The sequence below is a fragment of the Ruminococcus turbiniformis genome, from assembly GCF_020687545.1.
In the GTDB taxonomy this organism is placed as follows: Bacteria; Bacillota; Clostridia; order Lachnospirales; family Lachnospiraceae; genus Mediterraneibacter; species Mediterraneibacter turbiniformis.
In genome coordinates, this window is sequence record NZ_JAJEQX010000017.1 from 58089 (window position 1) to 78946 (window position 20858).

At 48.5% G+C, this 20858-nt stretch carries 21 protein-coding genes, 1 rRNA gene and 1 riboswitch; of the genes, 10 read left to right on the top strand and 12 right to left on the bottom strand.

The window, feature by feature from the left end:
• Nucleotides 1–151: 151 nt before the first annotated feature.
• The 5 genes from LKD70_RS10425 to LKD70_RS10440 all read right to left on the bottom strand — a co-directional run bounded on the left by LKD70_RS10425 (nt 152) and on the right by LKD70_RS10440 (nt 3977).
• Nucleotides 152–868, bottom strand: a complete 717-nt coding sequence (locus tag LKD70_RS10425) for a cell wall hydrolase (protein ID WP_227707969.1) — start codon at nt 866–868, stop codon at nt 152–154.
• A gap of 173 nt (nt 869–1041) precedes the next feature.
• On the bottom strand, nt 1042–1608 hold the full coding sequence (locus LKD70_RS10430; RefSeq protein WP_227707970.1) for an ECF transporter S component: 567 nt from the start codon (nt 1606–1608) through the stop codon (nt 1042–1044).
• Nucleotides 1609–1831: 223 nt separating this feature from the next.
• A riboswitch (FMN riboswitch) is annotated at nt 1832–1996 on the bottom strand.
• 281 nt (nt 1997–2277) lie between these two features.
• Nucleotides 2278–2709: an ATP-binding protein gene (locus LKD70_RS18800; RefSeq protein ID WP_407690952.1), complete on the bottom strand. Its 432-nt coding sequence runs from the start codon at nt 2707–2709 to the stop codon at nt 2278–2280.
• Entirely contained in the window at nt 2693–2986 is a 294-nt protein-coding gene (locus LKD70_RS18805) for an AAA family ATPase (protein ID WP_407690953.1), read from the bottom strand. The genes LKD70_RS18800 and LKD70_RS18805 overlap by 17 nt, the downstream gene beginning before the upstream one ends.
• Before the next feature lie 88 nt (nt 2987–3074).
• Nucleotides 3075–3977 carry a LysR family transcriptional regulator gene (locus tag LKD70_RS10440; protein WP_227707971.1) on the bottom strand — a complete coding sequence of 301 codons (903 nt, stop codon included), beginning with the start codon at nt 3975–3977 and terminating at the stop codon, nt 3075–3077.
• A 139-nt stretch (nt 3978–4116) separates the two neighbouring features.
• On the opposite strand from LKD70_RS10440, the gene LKD70_RS10445 reads away from it, so the two are divergent.
• Both LKD70_RS10445 and LKD70_RS10450 read left to right on the top strand, forming a co-directional pair.
• Nucleotides 4117–5169, top strand: coding sequence for a 1-aminocyclopropane-1-carboxylate deaminase/D-cysteine desulfhydrase (locus tag LKD70_RS10445; protein ID WP_227707972.1), 1053 nt, complete (start codon nt 4117–4119; stop codon nt 5167–5169).
• Nucleotides 5170–5186: 17 nt separating this feature from the next.
• Nucleotides 5187–6278 (top strand): YkvI family membrane protein, encoded by a 1092-nt coding sequence (locus LKD70_RS10450; protein ID WP_227707973.1) that lies wholly within the window; start codon nt 5187–5189, stop codon nt 6276–6278.
• A 427-nt stretch (nt 6279–6705) separates the two neighbouring features.
• On the opposite strand, the gene LKD70_RS10455 is transcribed toward LKD70_RS10450, so the two are convergent.
• Genes LKD70_RS10455 through LKD70_RS10470 form a run of 4 tightly spaced genes read right to left on the bottom strand, consistent with a single transcriptional unit; the run spans nt 6706 to nt 9946 of the window.
• A complete protein-coding gene (locus tag LKD70_RS10455) occupies nt 6706–7236 on the bottom strand; it encodes a hypothetical protein (protein ID WP_227707974.1) in 531 nt (176 codons plus the stop codon).
• Nucleotides 7227–7910 (bottom strand): DnaJ domain-containing protein, encoded by a 684-nt coding sequence (locus tag LKD70_RS10460; protein WP_227707975.1) that lies wholly within the window; start codon nt 7908–7910, stop codon nt 7227–7229. The genes LKD70_RS10455 and LKD70_RS10460 overlap by 10 nt, the downstream gene beginning before the upstream one ends.
• The gene (locus tag LKD70_RS10465) at nt 7907–8743 is read right to left on the bottom strand and encodes a DUF5685 family protein (RefSeq protein WP_227707976.1); all 837 of its coding nucleotides are present in this window, start codon (nt 8741–8743) and stop codon (nt 7907–7909) included. The genes LKD70_RS10460 and LKD70_RS10465 overlap by 4 nt, the downstream gene beginning before the upstream one ends.
• 39 nt (nt 8744–8782) lie before the next feature.
• Nucleotides 8783–9946 carry an ABC transporter substrate-binding protein gene (locus tag LKD70_RS10470; RefSeq protein ID WP_227707977.1) on the bottom strand — a complete coding sequence of 388 codons (1164 nt, stop codon included), beginning with the start codon at nt 9944–9946 and terminating at the stop codon, nt 8783–8785.
• Nucleotides 9947–10158: 212 nt separating this feature from the next.
• On the opposite strand from LKD70_RS10470, the gene LKD70_RS10475 reads away from it, so the two are divergent.
• Nucleotides 10159–11160 carry a hypothetical protein gene (locus LKD70_RS10475; protein WP_227707978.1) on the top strand — a complete coding sequence of 334 codons (1002 nt, stop codon included), beginning with the start codon at nt 10159–10161 and terminating at the stop codon, nt 11158–11160.
• 126 nt (nt 11161–11286) lie between these two features.
• Here LKD70_RS10475 and LKD70_RS10480 read toward each other — a convergent pair whose 3' ends face one another.
• Nucleotides 11287–12423, bottom strand: a complete 1137-nt coding sequence (locus LKD70_RS10480; RefSeq protein WP_227707979.1) for an ABC transporter substrate-binding protein — start codon at nt 12421–12423, stop codon at nt 11287–11289.
• 230 nt (nt 12424–12653) lie between these two features.
• On the opposite strand from LKD70_RS10480, the gene LKD70_RS10485 reads away from it, so the two are divergent.
• The 7 genes from LKD70_RS10485 to LKD70_RS10515 all read left to right on the top strand — a co-directional run bounded on the left by LKD70_RS10485 (nt 12654) and on the right by LKD70_RS10515 (nt 19253).
• Nucleotides 12654–13691: a FecCD family ABC transporter permease gene (locus LKD70_RS10485; RefSeq protein WP_227707980.1), complete on the top strand. Its 1038-nt coding sequence runs from the start codon at nt 12654–12656 to the stop codon at nt 13689–13691.
• A 7-nt stretch (nt 13692–13698) separates the two neighbouring features.
• Nucleotides 13699–14517: an ABC transporter ATP-binding protein gene (locus LKD70_RS10490; protein WP_227707981.1), complete on the top strand. Its 819-nt coding sequence runs from the start codon at nt 13699–13701 to the stop codon at nt 14515–14517.
• Nucleotides 14510–15412 carry a class I SAM-dependent methyltransferase gene (locus LKD70_RS10495; RefSeq protein WP_227707982.1) on the top strand — a complete coding sequence of 301 codons (903 nt, stop codon included), beginning with the start codon at nt 14510–14512 and terminating at the stop codon, nt 15410–15412. The genes LKD70_RS10490 and LKD70_RS10495 overlap by 8 nt, the downstream gene beginning before the upstream one ends.
• Before the next feature lie 3 nt (nt 15413–15415).
• The gene (locus tag LKD70_RS10500) at nt 15416–16612 is read left to right on the top strand and encodes a molybdopterin molybdotransferase MoeA (protein WP_227707983.1); all 1197 of its coding nucleotides are present in this window, start codon (nt 15416–15418) and stop codon (nt 16610–16612) included.
• On the top strand, nt 16612–17151 hold the full coding sequence (locus LKD70_RS10505; RefSeq protein WP_227707984.1) for a nucleoside-triphosphatase: 540 nt from the start codon (nt 16612–16614) through the stop codon (nt 17149–17151). The genes LKD70_RS10500 and LKD70_RS10505 overlap by 1 nt, the downstream gene beginning before the upstream one ends.
• 104 nt (nt 17152–17255) lie before the next feature.
• Complete coding sequence (locus tag LKD70_RS10510) at nt 17256–18203, top strand: NTP transferase domain-containing protein (protein WP_227707985.1); 948 nt, start codon at nt 17256–17258, stop codon at nt 18201–18203.
• 18 nt (nt 18204–18221) lie between these two features.
• Complete coding sequence (locus LKD70_RS10515) at nt 18222–19253, top strand: XdhC family protein (protein ID WP_227707986.1); 1032 nt, start codon at nt 18222–18224, stop codon at nt 19251–19253.
• Between the two features lie 105 nt (nt 19254–19358).
• Here the strand turns inward: LKD70_RS10515 and LKD70_RS18640 are convergent, their stop codons facing one another.
• Both LKD70_RS18640 and LKD70_RS10525 read right to left on the bottom strand, forming a co-directional pair.
• Nucleotides 19359–20444: a DUF5714 domain-containing protein gene (locus LKD70_RS18640; RefSeq protein WP_320442601.1), complete on the bottom strand. Its 1086-nt coding sequence runs from the start codon at nt 20442–20444 to the stop codon at nt 19359–19361.
• Nucleotides 20445–20682: 238 nt separating this feature from the next.
• Nucleotides 20683–20858: ribosomal RNA gene (locus tag LKD70_RS10525) — 23S ribosomal RNA — on the bottom strand; the annotation flags it as partial.

The window sequence follows — 20858 nt, forward strand, 5'->3', positions numbered from 1 at the left end:
GAAAAGGTGCCGGCCAAAAACGCCGACACCTGTATTCTAGCATATCTTTCTTTTCATGAAAATCACTTCCTGAAATCCATGATCTCCGGACGATACCGTTATAACCTGATTGCCCGTCGAACTGACTGACAGATGAAATAATCGGCAGTCCTTAATGGAAATAGTGATCCCCGATCTGGGTTCCCCATCCGCCTGTGCTGAAGTAGAGACATCCCTCCACAGGATCACTCCCCGCCAGAGCGTCGGCAGCCGCCTGCATGGCTGAATCCGTATACCCGCCGCTTGCGAGCACTGAATCGAGCCATCCGGTCATCGCCGGTGTAAACTGTCCGGACTGATAGACCACTTCACGGATTGTATTCGGATATACTCCACTGTTCACCCGGTTCATCACAACCGCGCCCACAGCAACCTGCCCCTCATAAGGCTGATTTCCCGCCTCACAGAAGATCAGTGCTGCAAGAAGGCGTCTGTCCTCCTCTGCCGCCTGGGCCTGCGCTGCCGCGGCAGCTTCTGCAGCCGCCTGTTCCGCTGCAATCCGCGCTGCCTCCTCGGCAGCCTTTTTCTCTTCCTCAATCTTCAGAAGATATGCCTCTCTTGCTTCCTCTGCAGCGGCCTTTGTGCTTTCCAGCGCTTCACCCTGGATTCCTCCCGCAATGTCGGAAAGATTCCACTCTGCTGCCGCATTTGCGTTTTTGTTCTCCTGGCTGGCTGCATCCGCTTTGTCCTGTGCTGCAACAGCAATATTATCTCTGAAAGAATTCCCTCCCGGTTCCGCTGCCAGGCTCGTAAATCCGGACAGCAGCATCAAGCTTGCCGTAGCTGCATAAAACGTCCGGAAAATCCGCCTGTTCTGATTATGTTTCATATACTCCTCCTCTAACTTATTGCAATATCTTTACGAAGTTATACTTTAAATATATGTAATTATTTTCGCTTTTATTACAGATATTACAAAAATGTTACGAGGGCTATTGTAATACAAAACTACAGACTTGTCAATTTTTTTATTTCTTCCAATTTTTGTGCATCAAATCAGCTCTATCTGCGCAGGAAATTGGCAATCCTCTTATACAGAATAAATGTAACTGCTCCGTTGATTCCGGCCTTTATCACATTAAACCCGACAATGAACGGCATCAGCTGCCACACTGCACTTGCCGGAACTCCCATAAACAGCGGAGTAATCACCATATTGGCTCCCATCATAACTACAGCCATTGCCGCCATGCCGCAGATAAGACCTGCAACGGCCGTCTTTCTCGTCTTCTTCCTGCTGTAAATCGTTCCGGATACAGTCACGAGAACGCCCGTCGCGATCACATGCATGAGAATGCCGTACAGCCCGCTGGACGCGCTGACGGTCAGGCCCTGAACGACTGAAGTGACCACTGTAAGTACAAGCCCGGCAAGGGGGCCGAATGCAAACGTTCCGATGAGGATCGGAATATCCGCCGGATCATACTCAAGAAATGCCACCGCCGGGAAAATCGGAAAATGAATCAGATACACAAGCGCGACCGATATTGCCACCATCACTCCCATTTTCACCATTTTCAGTGTTTTTCCGCTGTTTACAGCCATCTGTTCTCCTGTTCTCTCTGTCATAGTTACCTCTCCTTTTTCTTCCGCATATACGCGGTTAATTATTTTGAAAAAGGCAATCTTCACGGACATTCTCTCATCGAAGGATCTTCCTGCAGCCGCCGGGTTCAGGGTAACCGGACTTCGGCTCGCCGCCGGAATTAAAAAAGCCCCGGACTTTTCTGTCCGGGGTTTTCACTTCTCTTCAATGATGTACTCACCGAATCACTCTGATTCAGGTAAGCAGAAATCTCTTCTCTCATCCAGACTATACTGTCGGTACCGGAATTCTTTCTGTGTGATCATTCCAGAGAACTGATGGAATTAAAGAAAGTCACCGGTTCAGCCGCTTAAAAAGCGGGTCGCGGACTATACCGCCGGTTGGGACTCTAACCCGACCCCGAAGATTTTATTCCTTTTACAGATATTAATATAGCGCTTTACAGCACAGATTGCAAGGTTTTTCCGCTAATAAATAAATTTGATATATCTTAAAACTTATATTTTCCAGCATATAAATCGGGACTGTTACGATCTTTCCATCCGTACCGACCTTTGTATTTCCTTTCAGATACAACAGTCTATCCGCCTTTCCTGACTCAAGCGCTTTCAATGCGGTTCCTGCTTTCCCTTTTCCGGTTTTCACCTCCACGAGATAACGCCTGTTCCTTTCTAAACTCTGAACAACAAAATCTATTTCGCCGTCTTTATATGTTGCAAAAACAGGTGTCTCAAAAGCGATTTCCGGCGGAAAATCCTACATATGGAAAGGAATATCTGAGTAAAAACTGTTCTGTCTAAAATATCTGTAAAATAGCGGATTGATTCATTTGTAAAAGTATCTATAATCTTTACGAGTTCCCCCTGTGCTTTTCGGATATCTCTGGTTTCAAGATATGCCTGCACAACCTTCGGATAACCGCCCACCCGGCAGTATATATCATAGATTGATTTCAGCCTGCCATGGAGAGAATCCTCCTGAACCGCTTCTTTCAGTTCCATATACCTTTCATAAATTTCTGTGTCATATGCCTCTAGGAACTCTTCAAATGACAGCGTATAAATTGTCAGCTTTGTCACATCCCCGCTTGAAAACCGGAACTCCGGTTCATATACTCTGCCCAAATAGCTTCCCGTCACAATAAAATGCATCATGCAGGGGATGTTCCGGTCTTTTCTGGCCCGTCTGCCACTGTGTAGCCTGCTTATAGCACTCCATAAACTGTTTTCCGCTCAGTTCGAACAGATTGACATATATCTTGTGTGCGAAATTTTCATCAGCGAATTTATTGATGAGATAAGTCTTCCCAACCTGTCTTGCGCCATTTACTTCCAGTGTGCTGTGGTCAGCACTCTCTTTCCACTGTACAAGCCTGTCATAGATCTTTCTTTTAAGGTACATCTGTTTCCTACCGACCTGTCTCAAAACTTCCATGTTTCTTTATTATACCAAAGTGTCCGCCTGATATACATCCATAACTTTAGTTGTGTCAAAAAGCCGTTCCTCTCGGGAAAATATCAATCCCCTCTTTATCTCTTAGTCTTTCCCTGATACATTCGAGCAGCTCCTCTGTAGCTTCCACATTTTCTCCCCGCCGGACCGCATAATAAATAACTCTGTAGGGAACATCTTCGTTCAATGGATGCACGGAAACCTGGAAGCTCTCCGCAAGATCCGCTGCAACCGACGCAGGAACAATCGACCAGAGATTTAATTCATATATAAATCTTTTCACCTCACTGATCAGATCGCACTGAATCAGACACCGTCTTTTAAAAGTGCTGTAAAACCAGGAAGAAAATTCGGAAGAATAAGGGGAATATATTCCTTTCGATACGTCAAGCATCTGCGGGTTTATGACTTCCGGATATGGTGCATGCGGCATACAGACAAAGACCATTTTCTCCCGGTACATTGGAACTATATTCAGATTTTTCCTGTATATGTGGTTTCCAATGAATGCAATATCTACAATATTTTCGGCGACAGCATTCACACACTCACTGTACGACATATTTTTTAATTTAAACAGCCAGTTTGGGGACTTTTTATACAAATCCATCACAGCGTCATCAATGGCAAGCATATATGGCCCGTCTGAAGAAGCAATATTAAGGATTTTCTTTTCTTCAGAATCCCTGATATTTCTTGCTTCTTTGTTGAGGCGGTCTATTTGTGACAGAAGCGGAAACAGTTCTGCCCCCTTTTTGGTAATTTCCAGAGTTTTCTGTCCCGGCCGCCGTATAAATATTTCATATCCCAGATACTTTTCTATATCCTGAATCCGTTTGCTCATACTGGATTGGCTCATGTAGAGTGCTCCTGCCGCGCGCGAAATATTACGAAATTCCAGGACAGTAAGTAAAAGCGTAATGTCATCATGTGAAAGCATATCCATCTCTCCTTGAATTATTCTGTTTAGGAATATTTTATAGCTGTTTTTATCATTTTACAATATGATAAATGTCGCTTATGATAGTTATATCAAAAAAATGCCGGCATTGAAAACTGAAATGAATGGAGGAATAAAAATGTCAGTTACAATTCAGGAAGCAAAAGAAATGATTCAGTCTGTTCCAAGAGAAGATCTCGGATTTTTCCCCACTCCAATGTACAGATTAGATAAATTATCCGATAAACTGGGAATAAACCTCTACATCAAAAGAGATGATTTCTCAGGAAAGAATCTCTTTGGTGGAAATAAAGTGCGAAAACTTGAATTTCTGATCGGGAAAGCACTTCAGGACAAATGTGAATATGTATTTACTTACGGTGCAACCCAGTCAAACCATGCCATGCAGACCGTTTGGACAGCTGTAAAAAGCGGACTGAAACCGATCCTGTATCTGGCCGCGGTCGTTGAACCGGATGAAAATGACATAAAAGCGAATCTTCTCCTTGACAAGATTTTTGGCGCAGAAATCCATATTGTCAGCCTGCAGGAAAATGAATCTTTTATGGACGCAGAAAAACGCTCTTTCAGCATAGGGGCAGAGCACCTGAAAAAGCTGGAGGCAGAAGGGCATATATGTATGGATATTCCCATGGGCGGATCAAACGAAGTCGGAGCGACCGGCTATATTTCCGGTATGATAGAGCTGTGCGAACAGGCAGATAAAGCGGGCATCACATTCGACTATCTCTATCATTCCACAGGTTCAGGCGGAACAGTTGCCGGACTTGCGGCAGGGAAAAAGCTCCTGGGAAAGGATATGGAAATCCACTCTATTGCAGCGTTGGAAACAGACAGATACTATGGAGAAAACATGGCGGATCTTGCCAACAAAGCGCTTGAATATATTGGTGGAACTCCACTTGTAACCAAAGAGGATTTTATCATTGACACCGGATACTTTTCTCCTGGATATGAATGTCCGAATGAGGGGATGGAAAAAGCTGTCAGAATGGTAGCAAAGGAAGAAGGGATCCTCCTCGATCCGGTTTATACCGGGAAGGCATTTGCCGGACTGCTCAGCGATATCCGCACAGGAAAAGTAAAGCAGGGCAGCAGCGTTGTATTTGTCCACACCGGAGGAGCAACCGGGCTGTTTGCAGAAAAAGCGATTCTCGGCAAAATCTATTAAAATCTGGAGGAAAAAAAATGGACGATAAAGGAAAGTTTATTCGGGTCCTTGGATACGCAGGAGTTTACTTCAGTGCCGTTGTAGGCGCAGGATACGCTTCAGGCCAGGAAATCATGCAGTTTTTCTCTAATTTCGGTACGTGCAGCCTGATCACTGTCATTCCGGTCACAATACTGTTCATGTTTCTTGGCTGGGTTGCTATTGATCTCGGACACAGAATGAAGACCGATTCACATGGACCGATTATCCGTGCCACCTGCGGGAAGTGGATCGGAACTGTCGTTGACTGGGTTATATCATTTTTTATGTTTGGCTGTTTTGCACTGATGATATCCGGAGGCGGAACAACGCTCTCCGATTATTTTGGGCTCAGCCCAATCGTTGGGAGAATACTTGTTGCACTAATCACCGCGCTCGTTGTCACATTCGGCTTTAATTCCGTCTCGTTTTTCAACGGAATTATCGGTCCTGTTATTATAATCAGCATTCTTGCCGTCGGACTAATTGCAGTCATAACCAGCAGTGGGAATATCGCTGAAGCGGACAAAATTCTTGAGACAGCGGATGTATACAAATCCTCTCCGAATATAGTAATCTCTTTGTTTATCTATGTTGCCTATTGTGTGACTCCTAACATTGCGACACTGGCCGGCATCGGTAAACAGGAAAATGACAGAAAAGTACGCGTGCTCTCCGGTATTTTCGGAGGACTGGCACTTGGGATCTGTATACTGCTGATTGATTTTGTCCTTCTGAGAAATTACGAAGATATCTATCAGAGTACCATTCCGCTTGTCGAAATGGCCATCCGGATATCCCGGCCGCTCGGTATCTTTTTCGCCGTTATCCTTGTGCTTGGCATTCTTACCTCTGCTGTATCTTTCCTTTTTGGAACGATCACAAGGTTCAGCGAATACGGAACGAAAAAATCAAAAATACTTACAGTGATTGTAACGGTTGTTTCCCTGCTGATAGGACTCGTTCCCTTTGACAGGCTTGTCAATACATTTTATCCGCTTCTCGGCTATGTCGGAATCATTGTAATGATCGGTTTTGTCATTTACGTCATCAGACACAGAAAACAGTCTGATGTCAATGAAGATCAGTAAATAATTACTCATTACACAGACAATCTTCAGCGCCGATACGCTATGGCTGACAAAAGCCATTGTGTATCGGCTCTTTTTCTCTCGCAGACTCTCCCCTTAATTTAAAAAATATTATTAATTTGTTCATAGTCCATTCAAAACTTCATCACACTTTTTACACAACTGATTTATATACTATAATTGTTCTTAAGAAGAACACTTTTTCATAAACTTTTTCCCCCTTTGAGTCACAGCAATGTGGCTCTTTTCCTTTTTTATTTACAAAATAATGTTTAAATTGCTAAAGTTTGAATCACCGAAATTCCGGAAAAGGCACCTGCCGGTTCAAAAAAGCAGCCGCCGGAATCTTGTAATGATCCCGGCAGCTGCTGCCTTCTGCACATCTATGCTTTTGTACTTCTCTTCATCAGGGGCAGATCCTTCCATCTCAGAGAAACCTCCCCCGCATCTTACCCCATATATGCGCCTGCACATAGTCATATGCCCTGTCATAGATAAAGAGCCCGATCTGTCCGCCGACGACCACGCCGATCATCAGAGCATCGGAAACTGACTGCGCGAAAAGCAGGTCGCGGAATGCGAATACAATCGGAATATAAACGATATTGAAAATCACATATTTGGAGATCCAGAAAACTTTATGGCGCTGCAGCATACCCGGACGCTTCTCAAGCCATCTCCACACGGCCTCGATCCCCCAGATATACAGTCCCATCGCCGCAAAGGTCAGCACATAAAACTTGTTCGGAGCTGTGATAAACCCGAGCAGGACTGCCGCAATGTAAAATGCCCCTCCGGTCTTCAGACCGAATTCCCGCACGACAATCCCGACAAAAAAGGAAGCTGCCGCGAGAAGAAACAGCGTGCTTGTCTCGATAATACTTCCAAGGGCCATAAAAACAACGGTCATTGCGAGAAGCAGACCGCCGAATGCCACTGTCTTTGCCTTTACATGCATGAACAAAGGTCTCCTCCCATACATTCACAGAGCTGATCCGCGATAAACAGGTCACAGCACATATTTCCGGTTCCGCAGGAGGAGCCCCCTGTACCATAACCGTTTCCATACGGGCTGTTCTGATATCTCCTGCTGCTGAAATCAAGCTGGTTGAGCAGCTGTCTGTACTGCATGTTGTTCGGTTCCATATTTACCGCCTGCGCCGCGTGATCCCGCGCCAGGACATTGTTGCCGAGCCCGGCGTTCGCGCACCCGCTTAAATAATACCACATGGCTGTCCTCGGCTGTACCTGATCCAGTGTGTTAAGCGCCTCGCGGTAGCGTCTGCTGTTGATGTAATTTGCCGCTGCCTGCAGCCTCGGATCCTGCTGCTGTGCGTTCTGATATCCGCCGTAGTTGTAGCCCCCTCCGGATGAACCGCCATAACTGTAGGATGACGAGGATGAGCTGCCTCCGTAAGAGTAACCTCCCGTATTCCCGGAAGCGCGTTCCTTCATAATCGTATCGTATGCTTCCTGCACTTCCTTGAACTTTTCTTCCGCCAGGTCTGCAAGCGGATTGTCCACGTTGGCATCCGGGTGGTACTTTCTTGTAAGGTCACGGTATGCCTTCTTTATCTCATCATCCGACGCATTCTGTGATACACCGAGCACGTCATATGGGTTCTTGTTCATTTTTTATGTTCCTCACTTTTCTTCATCTGTATCTTATTATATCGACTCCACACTCCATCATACAATATATTCCGCAAAATGTCCACATCAATAAGGCATGGGAGCCGTTCAAATTCCGCCGTACTCTCAGCGATCATCATACACAGAATCTGATGGATGCGCGCCTCATACCCTTCCTCGCCGTATATTCTGCGAAGAGGATTATACCGGTTCTTTTCCAGATCTTCCGGGAGATCCTCATAGGCATCCATAAGATAAATAAACTTCCCAAGGAAAAACCCCATCCTCCTCAGTTCTTTTTCCCACATGTCCTCCCGGTAGAGGAAAAGCTCTTCCATCAGCTTTCCAAAACAGCCGGACACACGGTCAAGATCCGTGCTCTCTTCCTTTTCGCATTCCGCAAGCTCGCAGAGAGATTCCCGGATCACGCGGCTCTGTCTCGGGTATTTTTCTATGATCGTTTTCGCCTTTCCGCGAATCATGCTCTTTGTCATCAGGCTTGAGACTTTCCTCTCATCCTGCCAGTCGTCTTCCATGTGATAATATGCAAGCAGAACATTCATAGCAGCCGCGTAGGACGTAATCTCATTTCTTAACATGAGCTGTTTTTTCACAGGATGCGCCTTACAGCGATGCGTCTCCATGTCTGCGACGCTCTCATAAAGAGAAGAAAGGAAAATCACTGCAAAAGTCATGTCATAAGTCAGCGTCATCTGTCCCATGAACCCATACTCTTCTTTCAATGTCCTGCAGAGGCCGCAGTAATACGCTCTGTACTTTTTCAGATCCTTCACCTTAAGCTCCGGCTCACATATTGTCACATATCCAAACATAGCATTACCCCTGAATTCAGGCCGCGCTTTCCTGCCAGCCTACAGAACGCTGTATTTTCCATTCTCAATAACCACAACGGTCGACTGTTTCGTCGGTTCTCCTTCTTCACTCCATGTGATCTGCTTGCCGGTCAGCCCGTCGACCGAAATCTCTGTCATCGCCGTTTTCAGCTCATCGCACATATCGGACAGACGCATATCCGGCGTAAGCCCCGCTTTTTCCGCAGCCGCCTTGATCACATAGACGCAGTCATAAGCATCCGCCGCGAACTGGTTCGGCGTATCGCCGCACAACTCCTCATATTTTGCAACAAACTCCTGTGTCTCGGCATCCTGCGCATCTGCCGTAAACGGCGTAAGGAACATCAGCCCTTCCGCCAGGCTCGCGTCAAACCCCTCAAGTGCGAGCAGTCCGTCCATTCCGTCGCACCCGAACCACGACGGAGCATATCCCATCCGGTTTGCCTGTGCGAGAATCAGAGACGCTTCCTGATAATATATAGGAAGAAACACAAGATCAGCCCCTGAATCTTTCGCTTTCTGCAGCTGCACTGTAAAGTCTGTCTTGCTGTCAGCGGTAAATGCCTGTGTTGTCACGATCTCAAGCCCTACGCTGGCCGCCTCCTCAGCAAACCGCTCATATATTCCGGAAGAGTACGTGTCTGAGCTGTTGTAAATCACGGCAACCTTCTCTGCCAGTCCGTTTTCCGCAATATAGTCCGCAGAGGCTCTTCCCTGGTCCGGGTCGGAAAAGCACATGCGAAACGCATTGTTGTAGCGGATACTTTCGATGGAAGTGGCAGACGGAGTCAGATGGAACATATTGTCCGCATGAGTCTCCTCCACAATCGCGGTACAGGGCGTCGATGTGACAGTTCCCACAAGCATTTTCATTCCCCAGTCTTTCAGAGTATTATATGCGTTCACTGCCTTTTCCGGATCTGCCTGGTCATCTTCAAACTGGTACTCTATCGGATACCCGTTGATTCCTCCCGCCTCGTTGATCTCATCCACTGCGATCTGAATTCCGTGCTGAACAGCCAGCCCGTATATCGCGTTGTCCCCTGTCGTAGGACCGATCCCTCCGATCTTAAATGAAGTTGCATCCGGGGAATCACTCTCCGCACTTCTGCAGCCCGCAAGAGACGACATAACAAGAGCTGACGCAAGCACAATACCCGCCGCCTTCCTGAACTTTTTCATAATCTCTCCTCCTGAAAAATGCTAGTGTTATAATCGTAAACTCGGCAGGAATATTTGTCAAGGAAAAATCTTTGTCTTACGGCTATGTATAAAGTTTTATAAGCGCGAAATGTTTAAGCTTTATAAGCACGAAATATATTGACGCCGTGTCTCAAATTTAGATACAATATTCCATATAAAAGGAAAAATAGAAGGAAAAGGAGAAAAGTGCTATGAAAAAGAAAGTATTGTCCGTTCTGTTATCCCTTGCTCTGACAGCAGGCCTCTCCGCCTGCGGAGGATCCGGCTCGTCTGATGCAGATACCGGTTCTTCTGACGCCACACAGAAGACAGCATCAGAAGAAGAGGCTTCTGAAGAGGAGACAGATTCTGATGAAGCAGATTCTTCCGGTGATGTATCTGTCGAAGAACAGGTTCTCATGGAATGGGAAGGCCTGAAAGTGACACTGACGGGGATAGAGATCAACGAATATTCCAACGCCCCGGTGGCTGAATTTCTTGTCGAGAACGACACCTCCTATGGAATCAGCCTGGAAGTTTCCGCCCTGTACGTAAACGGCTGCTATATGGAAGATTCTTCCTATGGTCTGAAAACGGGTGATGTCCCCGCCGGGAAAAAGGCGAACCAGACACTGTCTCTTGACGCTTCCGGTCTGGGAGTTCTGCCCAAACTCGGAATTGATACAGTCGGCAGCTTTGAGTGCCAGTTTACGGTAAGAGATTCCTCCGCCGATTATTATGATGACAATTCCATCCTCTACACCTCTGACATTGCCGAGGTTCGGACATCAGAATATGACAGTATGGATACATCTGCCATCTCTGAGGGAACGGAACTCTACAACCAGAACGGCGTGCGCATTGTGGCAAAAGATATCGCCTCCTACGCACAGACGAATTATGCTCTGTATCTCTACGTGGAAAACACAACAGATATGGATATCGTCATGGATTCCTATGACGTCACAGTTAATGGTTTTGTCCCGGAAGGAAGCGGCGGTCTGAATGCCTGGAGCATCCCGGCGGGAAGGTATTCCGCTGACGGCCTTGTTATTTTCTACGACAGCACAGTGCCGGACGAAGCTTCGCTGGGCGGCATTACGGACATAGAGTTCGGTATTAAGATCTATGATGAGTCGAGCTGGACATACGGCTATACCGATGACGGACTGCTTGCCGACACTGGTATGATGACCTTTACGCCTCAGTCATAAAAGGCTTTAACAACACAGATAAATCCGGATACAGCGACACAGAAGAAAGGGACATCCCTCAGGCCGTTTCAAGGCTTTTCGGGATGTCCCTTTCTTCTTACTCTTCGGACTTACCCGTCCTCAGATCTACAGTGTTCCGTTATAAAGATTTTCAAGCTGTTCGTCCGTCAGATCTACATGGTAGAACAGACTGAAGAACTCTTTCACTTCCTCGTCAACATCGAAGTTTAAGTAATCCGGATAAATCAGTCCGGAAAGCCAGCGGATACCGATGATACGGTTCGGGCCAGGCGGACGGTCCACCCAGCTGAACGGGGCGTTCGGCGTTCCGTATACCTGACCGTTCTGCACTGCTTTGAGTGAAGCATAGTCAGGATTATTCAGGATTGCTTCCGATGCAGCGTTTCCTGTCATATTGGATTTCGGCTCACCGCTGACAATGATTACGTCCGGATCCCATGCGAGCAGCTGCTCTGCGGAGATCTGTACACGGGAACCGTCGCCAAGCTCAAGGTCAGCTACATTGACAGCGTTGACCATCTCGATGATGTCCGCATGGGAAGAACCTGCGGGAGCAGTCTCAAGAGAGTCTTCTCCGTTTCCGTAGTAGATGCGTACTTTCTCTTCCTCCGGAACATCCATGTTCTCGATGTCTTCAAAAGTCTCCTCTGCATAGGCGGCAAGTTTTTCCGCATCGTCTTCCACGCCGAACAGGTCGCCGAGGAAGCGGTATGCCTCAGGAGCCGCATTCAGATCGCCGTCTACAGCTACAACCGGGATACCCAGTTTTTCGGAAAGGTCGTCGCAGTCGGAGATCATGGCATCGTTGATCGTTCCTACGTTGAGGGCGATCGTCGGATTTGCCTCGATCACCGCCTCATAGTTGACGGAATCACCCATGCCGAAGTTCGGAAGAGTCTCGTACTCGTCGAGAATGATGCTCTTCTCAATGTCGTTCAGTTCGTAGTTCCAGCCGAGAAGCCTATCCGGTACGATCGTGTACAGATAGATGGCAGCAACCGATCCCGTAGAAAATACAGACTCGATCTCAGTGGGAACGGTCATTGTACGGCCGGCCATATCCGTGATCTCACGGCTTTCGGCTTCCTGTGAATCCCCGGATTCCTCAGATTCCGAGGAGGTCTCGCTTTCCACGTTTGCAGTGTCTTCGGACGTGTCAGATGACTGGGAACAGCCGGTAAACATGCTGACAGTCAGAAGCAGGGCCAGAATCATGGAAAGAAGTCTCTTTTGTGGTTTCATCTGAATCCCCCTTTGCTTTTTTTGACAATTTTATGCATTTTAACGGAACATCTCTACATAAAATTGACATTTTTTTGGCAATATGTTATATTTTTAAAAGCGTATCGTTTTTAAAAATACATCGTCTGTGAATGTAAGAATAGCACAGCCTGTGAAATGTGTCAAGAATGAAAACGGCAGGATTTTTTTACGGAATAAGACTAAAATTTTTGAGAAAGAGGCAGGATTTTATGCATAAAAATCACAGTGAAATTAAAAATGAATCGCGGATCAGGCACCGGTATTTTCTTCTTCTGCTGGCAATGCTGATTATACTGTTCGCGGTGATGATCCTTTCTTTCTGGGTAGGATATTACCCTCTGTCACCTGTACAGGTGATCGAAGCATTTCTCTCCAAATTTGGTTATGAGGGAGAAATACTGCCCCAGGCGGTTACCATTTTCTGGAGTATCCGGCTGCCCCGTATTCTGTCCGCAGCCTTCATTGGCGCGGCGCTGGCGGTTGCAGGGTCTACATACCAGGGAATGTTCCGAAATCCGCTTGTTTCCCCTGATATTCTCGGCGTTTCCTCAGGTGCAAGTCTGGGCGCGGCATTTGCCATCCTCTGCGGAGCCTCAAACGCAGTGGTCCAGGCAGCCGCATTCGCAGGAGGAACCGCTGCTGTGGCTGCCTCCTATCTGATCAGCCGCAAATCCGCCCATTCACAGACGCTTAGCCTTGTCCTTACGGGATCTATGATTATGGCGCTGTGCAATGCGGGCGTCACCATGATCAAATACGTGGCGGACCCGAACGATGTGCTTCAGCAGATCACATTCTGGCTGATGGGAAGTCTGACGAAGACGACGATGGACTCTTTTGCCTGGAGTGCCGGTCCCATGATCGTCGGCCTGGCGGTCATTCTCATCCTGCGCTGGAGGATCAATCTCCTGACACTGGAAGAAGAAGAAGCAAAGAGCCTGGGGATCAATATCCGCCGCTACCGCCTGATTTTCATCGTCGCCTCCACCCTTTTGAGCGCGTCCGCAGTCTGTCTTGGCGGACTTATCGGATGGGTCGGCCTTATGGTGCCCCATATGGCAAGATCGCTTGTCGGAGCCGACTATGGAAGGCTTGTCCCGGCCAGCGCCATGCTCGGCGCGGGATATCTTGTTCTGATGGACGACGTGGCCCGTTCCGTTCTCTCGATGGAATTGCCGCTGGGCGTTGTCACAAGTATCATGGGCGCGCCGTTTTTCGTCTATCTTATCATCAAGAAAAAGGAGTAAACACAGCATGCTTTTGGAAATTCAGAATGTACGGGGCGGTTACGGACACGGCGATATTGTTAAAGGGGTGAGCTGCTCTGCGGACAGCGGGGACATCCTCTGTCTTGTAGGTCCGAACGGCTGTGGAAAGACAACCCTGTTCCGTCTCCTGCTCGGATCTCTTCCGACTTCGGGAGGAAGCATACGCATTGACGGCCAGGAGACGAAGAACCTCTCGCCAAAAGAGCTCGCAAAGCTGATCGCATACATTCCCCAGTACCACACTCCGGTCTTTTCCTACACGGTGCTGGATGTTGTTGTTATGGGACGGGCGTCCCATTTTGCAGCTTTTGACACACCGAAGGAAGCCGACCGGGACGCGGCTTTCGCGGCACTTGAAAAGGTAAACGCCCTGCATCTTGCAAACGAGAAATATACCGCACTAAGCGGCGGACAGCGCCAGCTTATCCTGATTGCCCGCGCCATCTGCCAGTCAGCCAAAGTGTTTGTCATGGACGAGCCTGCCGCGAATCTTGACTACGCCAACCATCAGCTTCTGATGGAGGTAATCACCGACCTTGCGGCGAAGGGATACTGTGTGGTCATGTCCACTCACAGTCCCGAACATCCGGCGTCTATCGGGAGCAAAGTGCTTCTCATGAAGGAGGGCCGGGTGGCCGGATTCGGCACACCGAAGGAGGTTATCACTCCGGAAAATCTGGAAGCGGTTTACGACATTGAAATGGATGTCGTCACAATACAGGACCGGTACGGTGTCAGCAGAACCATCTGTCTTCCGGTCAGAGAACCGAATAAAAACCCAGAAAGGAAACAAAGAAATGAATGAAAACAATGCTGTCGATCTGAACTATTTTATCTCCATGCAGGAATCCCAGCCCGCGAACAGGCCGGACCACTCGGCGAAAATGTGGGATCAGCGGGCGGAAGTCTGGGAAAGGGAACGGGGATGCAACCGAAAGGGAAACGAGCGCGTAACAAGCGCAGTGGACTTTCTTACACAGCGCGGCGTCCTCTGTCCGGAATACGATGTCGTGGATATCGGCTGCGGTCCGGGAAGATTCGTCGCTGCATTTGCAGAGCACGTACACTCGGCTCTGGGTCTTGATCTCTCTGCAAAGATGACCGAGCACGGGATGAAGTATATAAGAGAAAAGGGGCTGACGAACGCACAGATCCGCACCTGCGACTTCCAGACACTGGACATTGACAGCGCCGGATACAGGGGCGCGTTTGATCTTGTGTTCAGTTCCATGACTCCGGCGATCCACGGGATGAACGGCCTTATGAAATCTATCGGGATGAGCCGGGCCTACTGCTGCAGCGTCACCCATCTGTCCGTGAACAACCCGCTGAAAAACCGGATCTCAAAAGAACTTTTCGGGAAAGGTCCGAAGGCGCAGTGGACGGGACGCTGGTTTTACTCCCAGTTCAATGTTCTCTATCTGATGGGCTATTATCCGGAGACAAGCTATCAGAACCGCCATCAGGAGTCGCGGATCAGAGCGGACGAAGAATACGCGGATCTGATCATGGAGAGCATTCTTCCGGACTCGGAAAGATCAGCGGAAAATGCCGGCCGGATCCTGGAATGGCTAAAATCCCATGCAGATGAGGACGGAACACTCTGCGAAGTCACGGATACATGTTATGGAAGAATTCTCTGGGATGTCAGAAATAAGACGGAACGGCCGGAATACCGTTCTGCAGATCAGGAGGGATAAGTTATGGAACAGCTGCCGACAAGAAAAAAAGTAATCGAAACTCTGTTTGAAAAATGGACGCCGGAAGACAAAACGGAACTCATACCGGTCAGCGCTGCGCTGAACCGGGTGCTCGCCAGAGATTACGCGGCGTCCTGCACGATTCCGGTCGTGAGGGCTTCCTGCATGGATGGAGTCGCAGTGATGTCTGAACGTTTCCGGGACGGGATACCGGACACTTCGGAATGGAAAAACGGGGAGGATTTCTGCCGCGCGGATACCGGAGATGATTTTGACGACCGGTACGACGCCGTGATCCCGATCGAAGCCGTGACCATTTCAGATGAAGGGAAACTTACGATTATGCCGGAAGTAAAGGTAACATCCGGAATGAATATCCGGCCTGCCGGAAGTACAATCCGCAAAGGCGATCCGGTCGCAAAGAAGAACAGAAGGCTCCGGCCTTTTGACCTTTCCTGCCTTGCAATGGGAAATATTACCGAAGTAGAAGTATACAGAAAACCACGCATTGCGTTCCTTCCGACAGGGAACGAGCTTGTTCCGCTTGGAGCAGAAGTGCGCCGTGGGAATAATATTGACAGCAACAGCATTCTTGCGGAAAACCTGCTTCTGGAAATGGGAGCGGAACCGGTCATGTATCCCGTTACAGCCGACTGCGCGGAAGATACGGCGGCATCTCTGGACCGCGCGCTTAAGGAAGCAGATGTAGTCGTATTAAACGGAGGATCGTCAAAAGGCGAGGAGGACATCAACGCAAGACTTCTGGAAGAGCGCGGCGCTGCCCTCTTTCACTGGGTTGCCGCAGCTCCGGGGAAGCCGCTCTGCGCTGCCCTGATCGACAACAAACCTGTGATCAATATCCCAGGGCCGCCTGTGGCTGTATTATATGGTATGGACTGGTGTATCCGGGCCATTGTGCACCGCCTGCTCCATGTGCCGATGCCGAAACGGCAGACAATACAGGGCGTACTTACCGAGGAGATCGCGGCGCCGCCTACAATGGAAATTCTCTGCATGATGGATGTGGATCACACGGAAGAGGGCTACCGTGTCAGACAGAAACCGTGGAAAGGCGGAGGAAGCATGGCGGATACGCTCGGGGCCGGAGCAATCTATATCACAGAGCTCGGAGTCAGCTCCAAACAGCCCGGCGAAACAGTGGAAGTGACGCTTTTAAGGGGCGAGGAGGACTTTTTATAATGGCAGATCACGTTTTCCTGACCGGGCGGAAGCAGGTCGGGAAATCTACCTTAATCCGGAAAATACTTCAACCATATCCGGGATCTGTCGGCGGATTCTGTACGGTGCGCACGAACACAGTTTTCGACGGAACGTTTTCCGTCCATATGCTCCCGGCCGGAATGTCTCTCCTCCCATCCAGTGATAATCTTCTCTTTGTCTGCGGATGTGCAGAAAGTGAAAAGACAATCGAACGGTTTGAACAGCTGGGGTGTCAGATCCTTAAGGAGTCTCTCATCCGGCGCCCCGGCCTGCTTATTATGGATGAACTTGGGCCAAACGAGGCAGATGCTCTTCTGTTTCAGACCGCTGTGCTTCAGCTGCTTGATGGAGATATTCCAATTCTCGGAGTTCTTCAGGAGGCCGAGTCTTCGTTTCTTCAGAAAATCGCGTGCCATCCCCATGTGCATGTGATGCGTGTAACTGAAGAAAACCGGAACAACAGTGCGCTCTGCGAGGGAATCAACCGTACTCTCTTCTCCCGCATATGCTTCCAGTGATCTTCAGGAGTAGTCTTCAGGTGATTGTGATAATAGATAAAAACATCTGCATATGCTATAATCATCTTAACACAGTACATGTTGAAGAATGGAGGCGCATATCAATGGATGAACATATCACAACAGCTGCACTGATCATTGCATCCGGCAAGACATCCGGCAAAGCGAATTTTAAACCTGACAAAAAGATCGGTACCATCACAGCAATCGAGCGCACAGTCGTCCTGTTTCAGCAAGCTGGAATCGAAAAAATCGTTGTAGTCTGCGGAGACAGGGAAGACAAGACGCCAAAGCTCGTACCTTCCATGACGCTTACTTTTCTCAACAGTTCAGAACGCAATGACATGCTGGACAATATCAAGCTTGGGCTGACTTATCTGCAGGATAAATGCAGACAGGTTCTGATCTCTTATGTCGATGTTCCAATGTTTTCGGTCAGCACCCTGCAGGCACTGATTGATGCGGCGGACAAAGGCGACGTCTGCATCCCTGCCCACAACGGGTGCGGAGGACATCCGATCCTTCTGCACGCAGAACATTTTTCTGAAATTCTTCCATACACCGGGAAGAACGGTCTGGACGGCGCAATCACCTTTTCCGGGCTGAAAAGACATTTTGTCGATGTGGATGACCCCGGCATTCTGTCTGATATTCAGAAAGGGAAGTCATACGAGGATCTTTTGGCTGACCACGACGCCTCCCGGCTTCGCGCAGCCTTTCGTTTTCGTCTGCTGCGGGAATGCGCTTTCTACGGGCCCGGCGCTCATCAGCTGCTGCTCCTGACAGAGGAGACAGGCTCCCTGTCCGAGGCGTGCCGGTATATGGGGATCTCCTACAGCAAGGGACGAAAGATCATCTCCATTATCGAGGAACAGACCGGTTATCCTGTACTGGAGAGTCAGCAGGGAGGAAAAGGCGGCGGCTATTCACGGCTTACGGAAGAGACAAAAGAACTGATGCGGCGCTATGACGCGTTCTGCACCGATGCACAGGCTGTGTTTCAGGATTTGTTCAGAAAGCATTTTGACAGAACTGATTTTCTTAAAAAATAACTACCAGGAGGCATTACTATGAATACAATCTTTCAGAAAATATCGGAGGAGCTGAAAAATTCCAATGATCTGGTACTCGTCACCATTGTCGCACAGTCCGGGTCATCCCCCCGCGGGCTCGGCGCACAGATGCTCATCGGCAGCGGCGGACGCATCTGCGGCACTGTCGGAGGCGGAGCGGTTGAGCACCACTGTGAAGAAGAGGCCGTTCGCCTTCTGGGAGAGAAAACATCCGGCATACGGCATTTCTCACTTCGCCGCGGCGGCGCCGAGGATATCGGCATGGTCTGCGGTGGTGATGTATCCGCCTGGTTCCAGTTCATTGATTCCTCTGTAAAAGAATGGGAAACATTATCTGAGAACGTTCTCGACCTGCTCGGAAAACGCAGCGAGGGCTGGCTTGCCATGAATAAGAGCGGCGCTGTCTCAGCCCTTTTAAATAAAGACGGCGAACTTCTCTCCGGCTCACTGGACGGAACATTTTCTGCTCCGGCAAAAAGAGAATTTCTCGAAACAGAAGACGCCTACTACCTTCCGATCACCGTGCGCGACCGCGCAGTGATCTTCGGAGGCGGACACTGCTCTCAGGCGCTTGTGCCGTTTCTGAACAGAACCGGCTTCTCCGTCACTGTTATGGACAACCGGCCCGAGTTTGCTCAGGAAGAACTTTTCCCTGAGGCAGACTGCATCATCTGCGGTGATTATTTGAAGATCTCCGACTATGTCCAGCTGACCGAGTCTGACTATGTTGTCATCATGACAAACGGACATTCCCACGATTATGAAGTGGAGCTGCAGGTACTGCAGAACCCGACTGCATATGTCGGTGTGATCGGCTCCCGCTCCAAGATCGCCTTCACACAGAAGAAACTCCGCGAGGCCGGTATTCCGGAGGATGTGATCAACAGCGTGCACTCTCCTATCGGTACTCCGATCAAGGCAGTTACCCCTGCCGAGATCGCTGTCAGCATCACGGGAGAAATGATCTACGAAAGAGCTCTTCTCCGGGAAAAGAACGGGACGACGGAGCACGGGTGTCCGATGCATTGATTAAAATCCCTCTCCGGGACATGTATGCTTTCCAAATACCTTTTCGATACGGTGGAAGCTGACTGTCCGGGAGAGGGATCTCATTTTCAAAGGATTATTTTCATTTTATCTTTCTATATTCTGAGCGATTTTTCGTATATTGTCTTCTATCTGCCTGATTACTCCCAGGAACACCTCATCCAGCTGTCCCGTCGGATCATCCAGGCCCCAGTTCATTATTTTTTTACCGGGAATGTCTGGGCATGCTACATTGCAGCCCATCGATACATAAATATCCGCCTCCGGTATATCCTGAATCAGTTTGGAATACTGCTGTTTTTCCATATCGATCCCATATTCCTGTTTCATCAGTCTTACTGCATCCTGATTTATCTGAGGTTTGGTCTCCGTTCCTGCAGAATAACATTCATAAGTGTCTGATAAATACTTCTTCCCAAGCGCTTCTGCAATCTGGCTCCTGCATGAATTATGGACGCAGATAAATGCGATTTTCTTTTTCTTTTTGAAAAAAGGACATCTCCTGCCAATACACTGATTATTCAGATTGCTGTAAACGCACTGAATCTCCGGCTGTTCCATTTGTATCCCCAGATTTTCATTCACAAAATCAACTGCCTGGAGAATGGACAGATAAGAATCCCGTTTGCAGCACCGCGGACCGCCCACGTCTCCGATCGCAGTCAGTGCACTCGCAGTCATTTTGTGAGAAAGCGCGAAATTTTCCCTGTCCAGTGGTGTTGAGCCTGTAGCAATGGAAACGAACATTCCTGCACTGATCCCTGCTCCACATGCGCCCCAGAATCCGCATGCGCCTCCCGGGACAGACCGCCCTCTGCTGTTCATCTCTGTCAGTGCATTTTTCAAATCTATATCTCCGCCTGCATTTCTGTAGGCTGTAAGCAGAGCCATTCCCACCATGATATGATGCTCGGGCCCATGTATATGACAGAACGGCATACGCATCATTTTATCAAGAATCAAAGCAGGATTTTTTGACTCTTCATTCATACACATACCGATCAGGCTGTCGACACCCTGTATGTGACACTCATTACATACATAATGGCCATTTACGCACCTTGTTTTGCTTTTTTCCTTTTTATGGCACAGCTCACACTCCATCTCGATATCTTCATTCAGGTATTCCAATGGCGCTTTGCAGATCATGCATTCTTCTTTCACTTCTTTCATGGTTTTACCGCTGTCCTGGATTTCAGACTTTACCTTTCGTATTTTTTATCCGTTTTTATACTGAGAGGATTATACCAAAATGATCTGTCTGCTTCAACCAGAACAGAAAAACACCTGAAAGATCTCATCAATCTTTCAGGTGTCACTCTCATTCCATCTTTCAATTATCAGTATACCTTCAAAACTGCACACAGAAAATCTATCCGTCTTTTCACTCTTTCGAGTGCCTATTCCCGCTTTGGTTATGCCCTCGACCTATTAGTAACAGTCAGCTCCATGTGTTACCACACTTCCACCTCTGCCCTATCTACCTCGTCGTCTTCAAGGGGTCTTACTGACTTGACGTCATGGGATATCTCATCTTGAGGGGGGCTTCACGCTTAGATGCCTTCAGCGTTTATCCCTTCCCGGCTT

Excerpts from the sequence above, each read along its gene's own strand:
- LKD70_RS10505 (WP_227707984.1), top strand. The coding sequence starts at position 16,612 with ATGGCAGATCACGTTTTCCTGACCGGGCGGAAGCAGGTCGGGAAATCT.
- LKD70_RS10495 (WP_227707982.1), top strand. The coding sequence starts at position 14,510 with ATGAATGAAAACAATGCTGTCGATCTGAACTATTTTATCTCCATGCAG.
- LKD70_RS10490 (WP_227707981.1), top strand. The coding sequence starts at position 13,699 with ATGCTTTTGGAAATTCAGAATGTACGGGGCGGTTACGGACACGGCGAT.
- LKD70_RS10445 (WP_227707972.1), top strand. The coding sequence starts at position 4,117 with ATGTCAGTTACAATTCAGGAAGCAAAAGAAATGATTCAGTCTGTTCCA.
- LKD70_RS10480 (WP_227707979.1), bottom strand. The coding sequence starts at position 12,423 with ATGAAACCACAAAAGAGACTTCTTTCCATGATTCTGGCCCTGCTTCTG.
- LKD70_RS10475 (WP_227707978.1), top strand. The coding sequence starts at position 10,159 with ATGAAAAAGAAAGTATTGTCCGTTCTGTTATCCCTTGCTCTGACAGCA.
- LKD70_RS18805 (WP_407690953.1), bottom strand. The coding sequence starts at position 2,986 with ATGTACCTTAAAAGAAAGATCTATGACAGGCTTGTACAGTGGAAAGAG.
- LKD70_RS10485 (WP_227707980.1), top strand. The coding sequence starts at position 12,654 with ATGCATAAAAATCACAGTGAAATTAAAAATGAATCGCGGATCAGGCAC.
- LKD70_RS10455 (WP_227707974.1), bottom strand. The coding sequence starts at position 7,236 with ATGCATGTAAAGGCAAAGACAGTGGCATTCGGCGGTCTGCTTCTCGCA.
- LKD70_RS10450 (WP_227707973.1), top strand. The coding sequence starts at position 5,187 with ATGGACGATAAAGGAAAGTTTATTCGGGTCCTTGGATACGCAGGAGTT.
- LKD70_RS10425 (WP_227707969.1), bottom strand. The coding sequence starts at position 868 with ATGAAACATAATCAGAACAGGCGGATTTTCCGGACGTTTTATGCAGCT.
- LKD70_RS10430 (WP_227707970.1), bottom strand. The coding sequence starts at position 1,608 with ATGACAGAGAGAACAGGAGAACAGATGGCTGTAAACAGCGGAAAAACA.
- LKD70_RS10470 (WP_227707977.1), bottom strand. The coding sequence starts at position 9,946 with ATGAAAAAGTTCAGGAAGGCGGCGGGTATTGTGCTTGCGTCAGCTCTT.
- LKD70_RS10515 (WP_227707986.1), top strand. The coding sequence starts at position 18,222 with ATGAATACAATCTTTCAGAAAATATCGGAGGAGCTGAAAAATTCCAAT.
- LKD70_RS10465 (WP_227707976.1), bottom strand. The coding sequence starts at position 8,743 with ATGTTTGGATATGTGACAATATGTGAGCCGGAGCTTAAGGTGAAGGAT.
- LKD70_RS18640 (WP_320442601.1), bottom strand. The coding sequence starts at position 20,444 with ATGAAAGAAGTGAAAGAAGAATGCATGATCTGCAAAGCGCCATTGGAA.
- LKD70_RS10510 (WP_227707985.1), top strand. The coding sequence starts at position 17,256 with ATGGATGAACATATCACAACAGCTGCACTGATCATTGCATCCGGCAAG.
- LKD70_RS10500 (WP_227707983.1), top strand. The coding sequence starts at position 15,416 with ATGGAACAGCTGCCGACAAGAAAAAAAGTAATCGAAACTCTGTTTGAA.
- LKD70_RS10460 (WP_227707975.1), bottom strand. The coding sequence starts at position 7,910 with ATGAACAAGAACCCATATGACGTGCTCGGTGTATCACAGAATGCGTCG.
- LKD70_RS10440 (WP_227707971.1), bottom strand. The coding sequence starts at position 3,977 with ATGCTTTCACATGATGACATTACGCTTTTACTTACTGTCCTGGAATTT.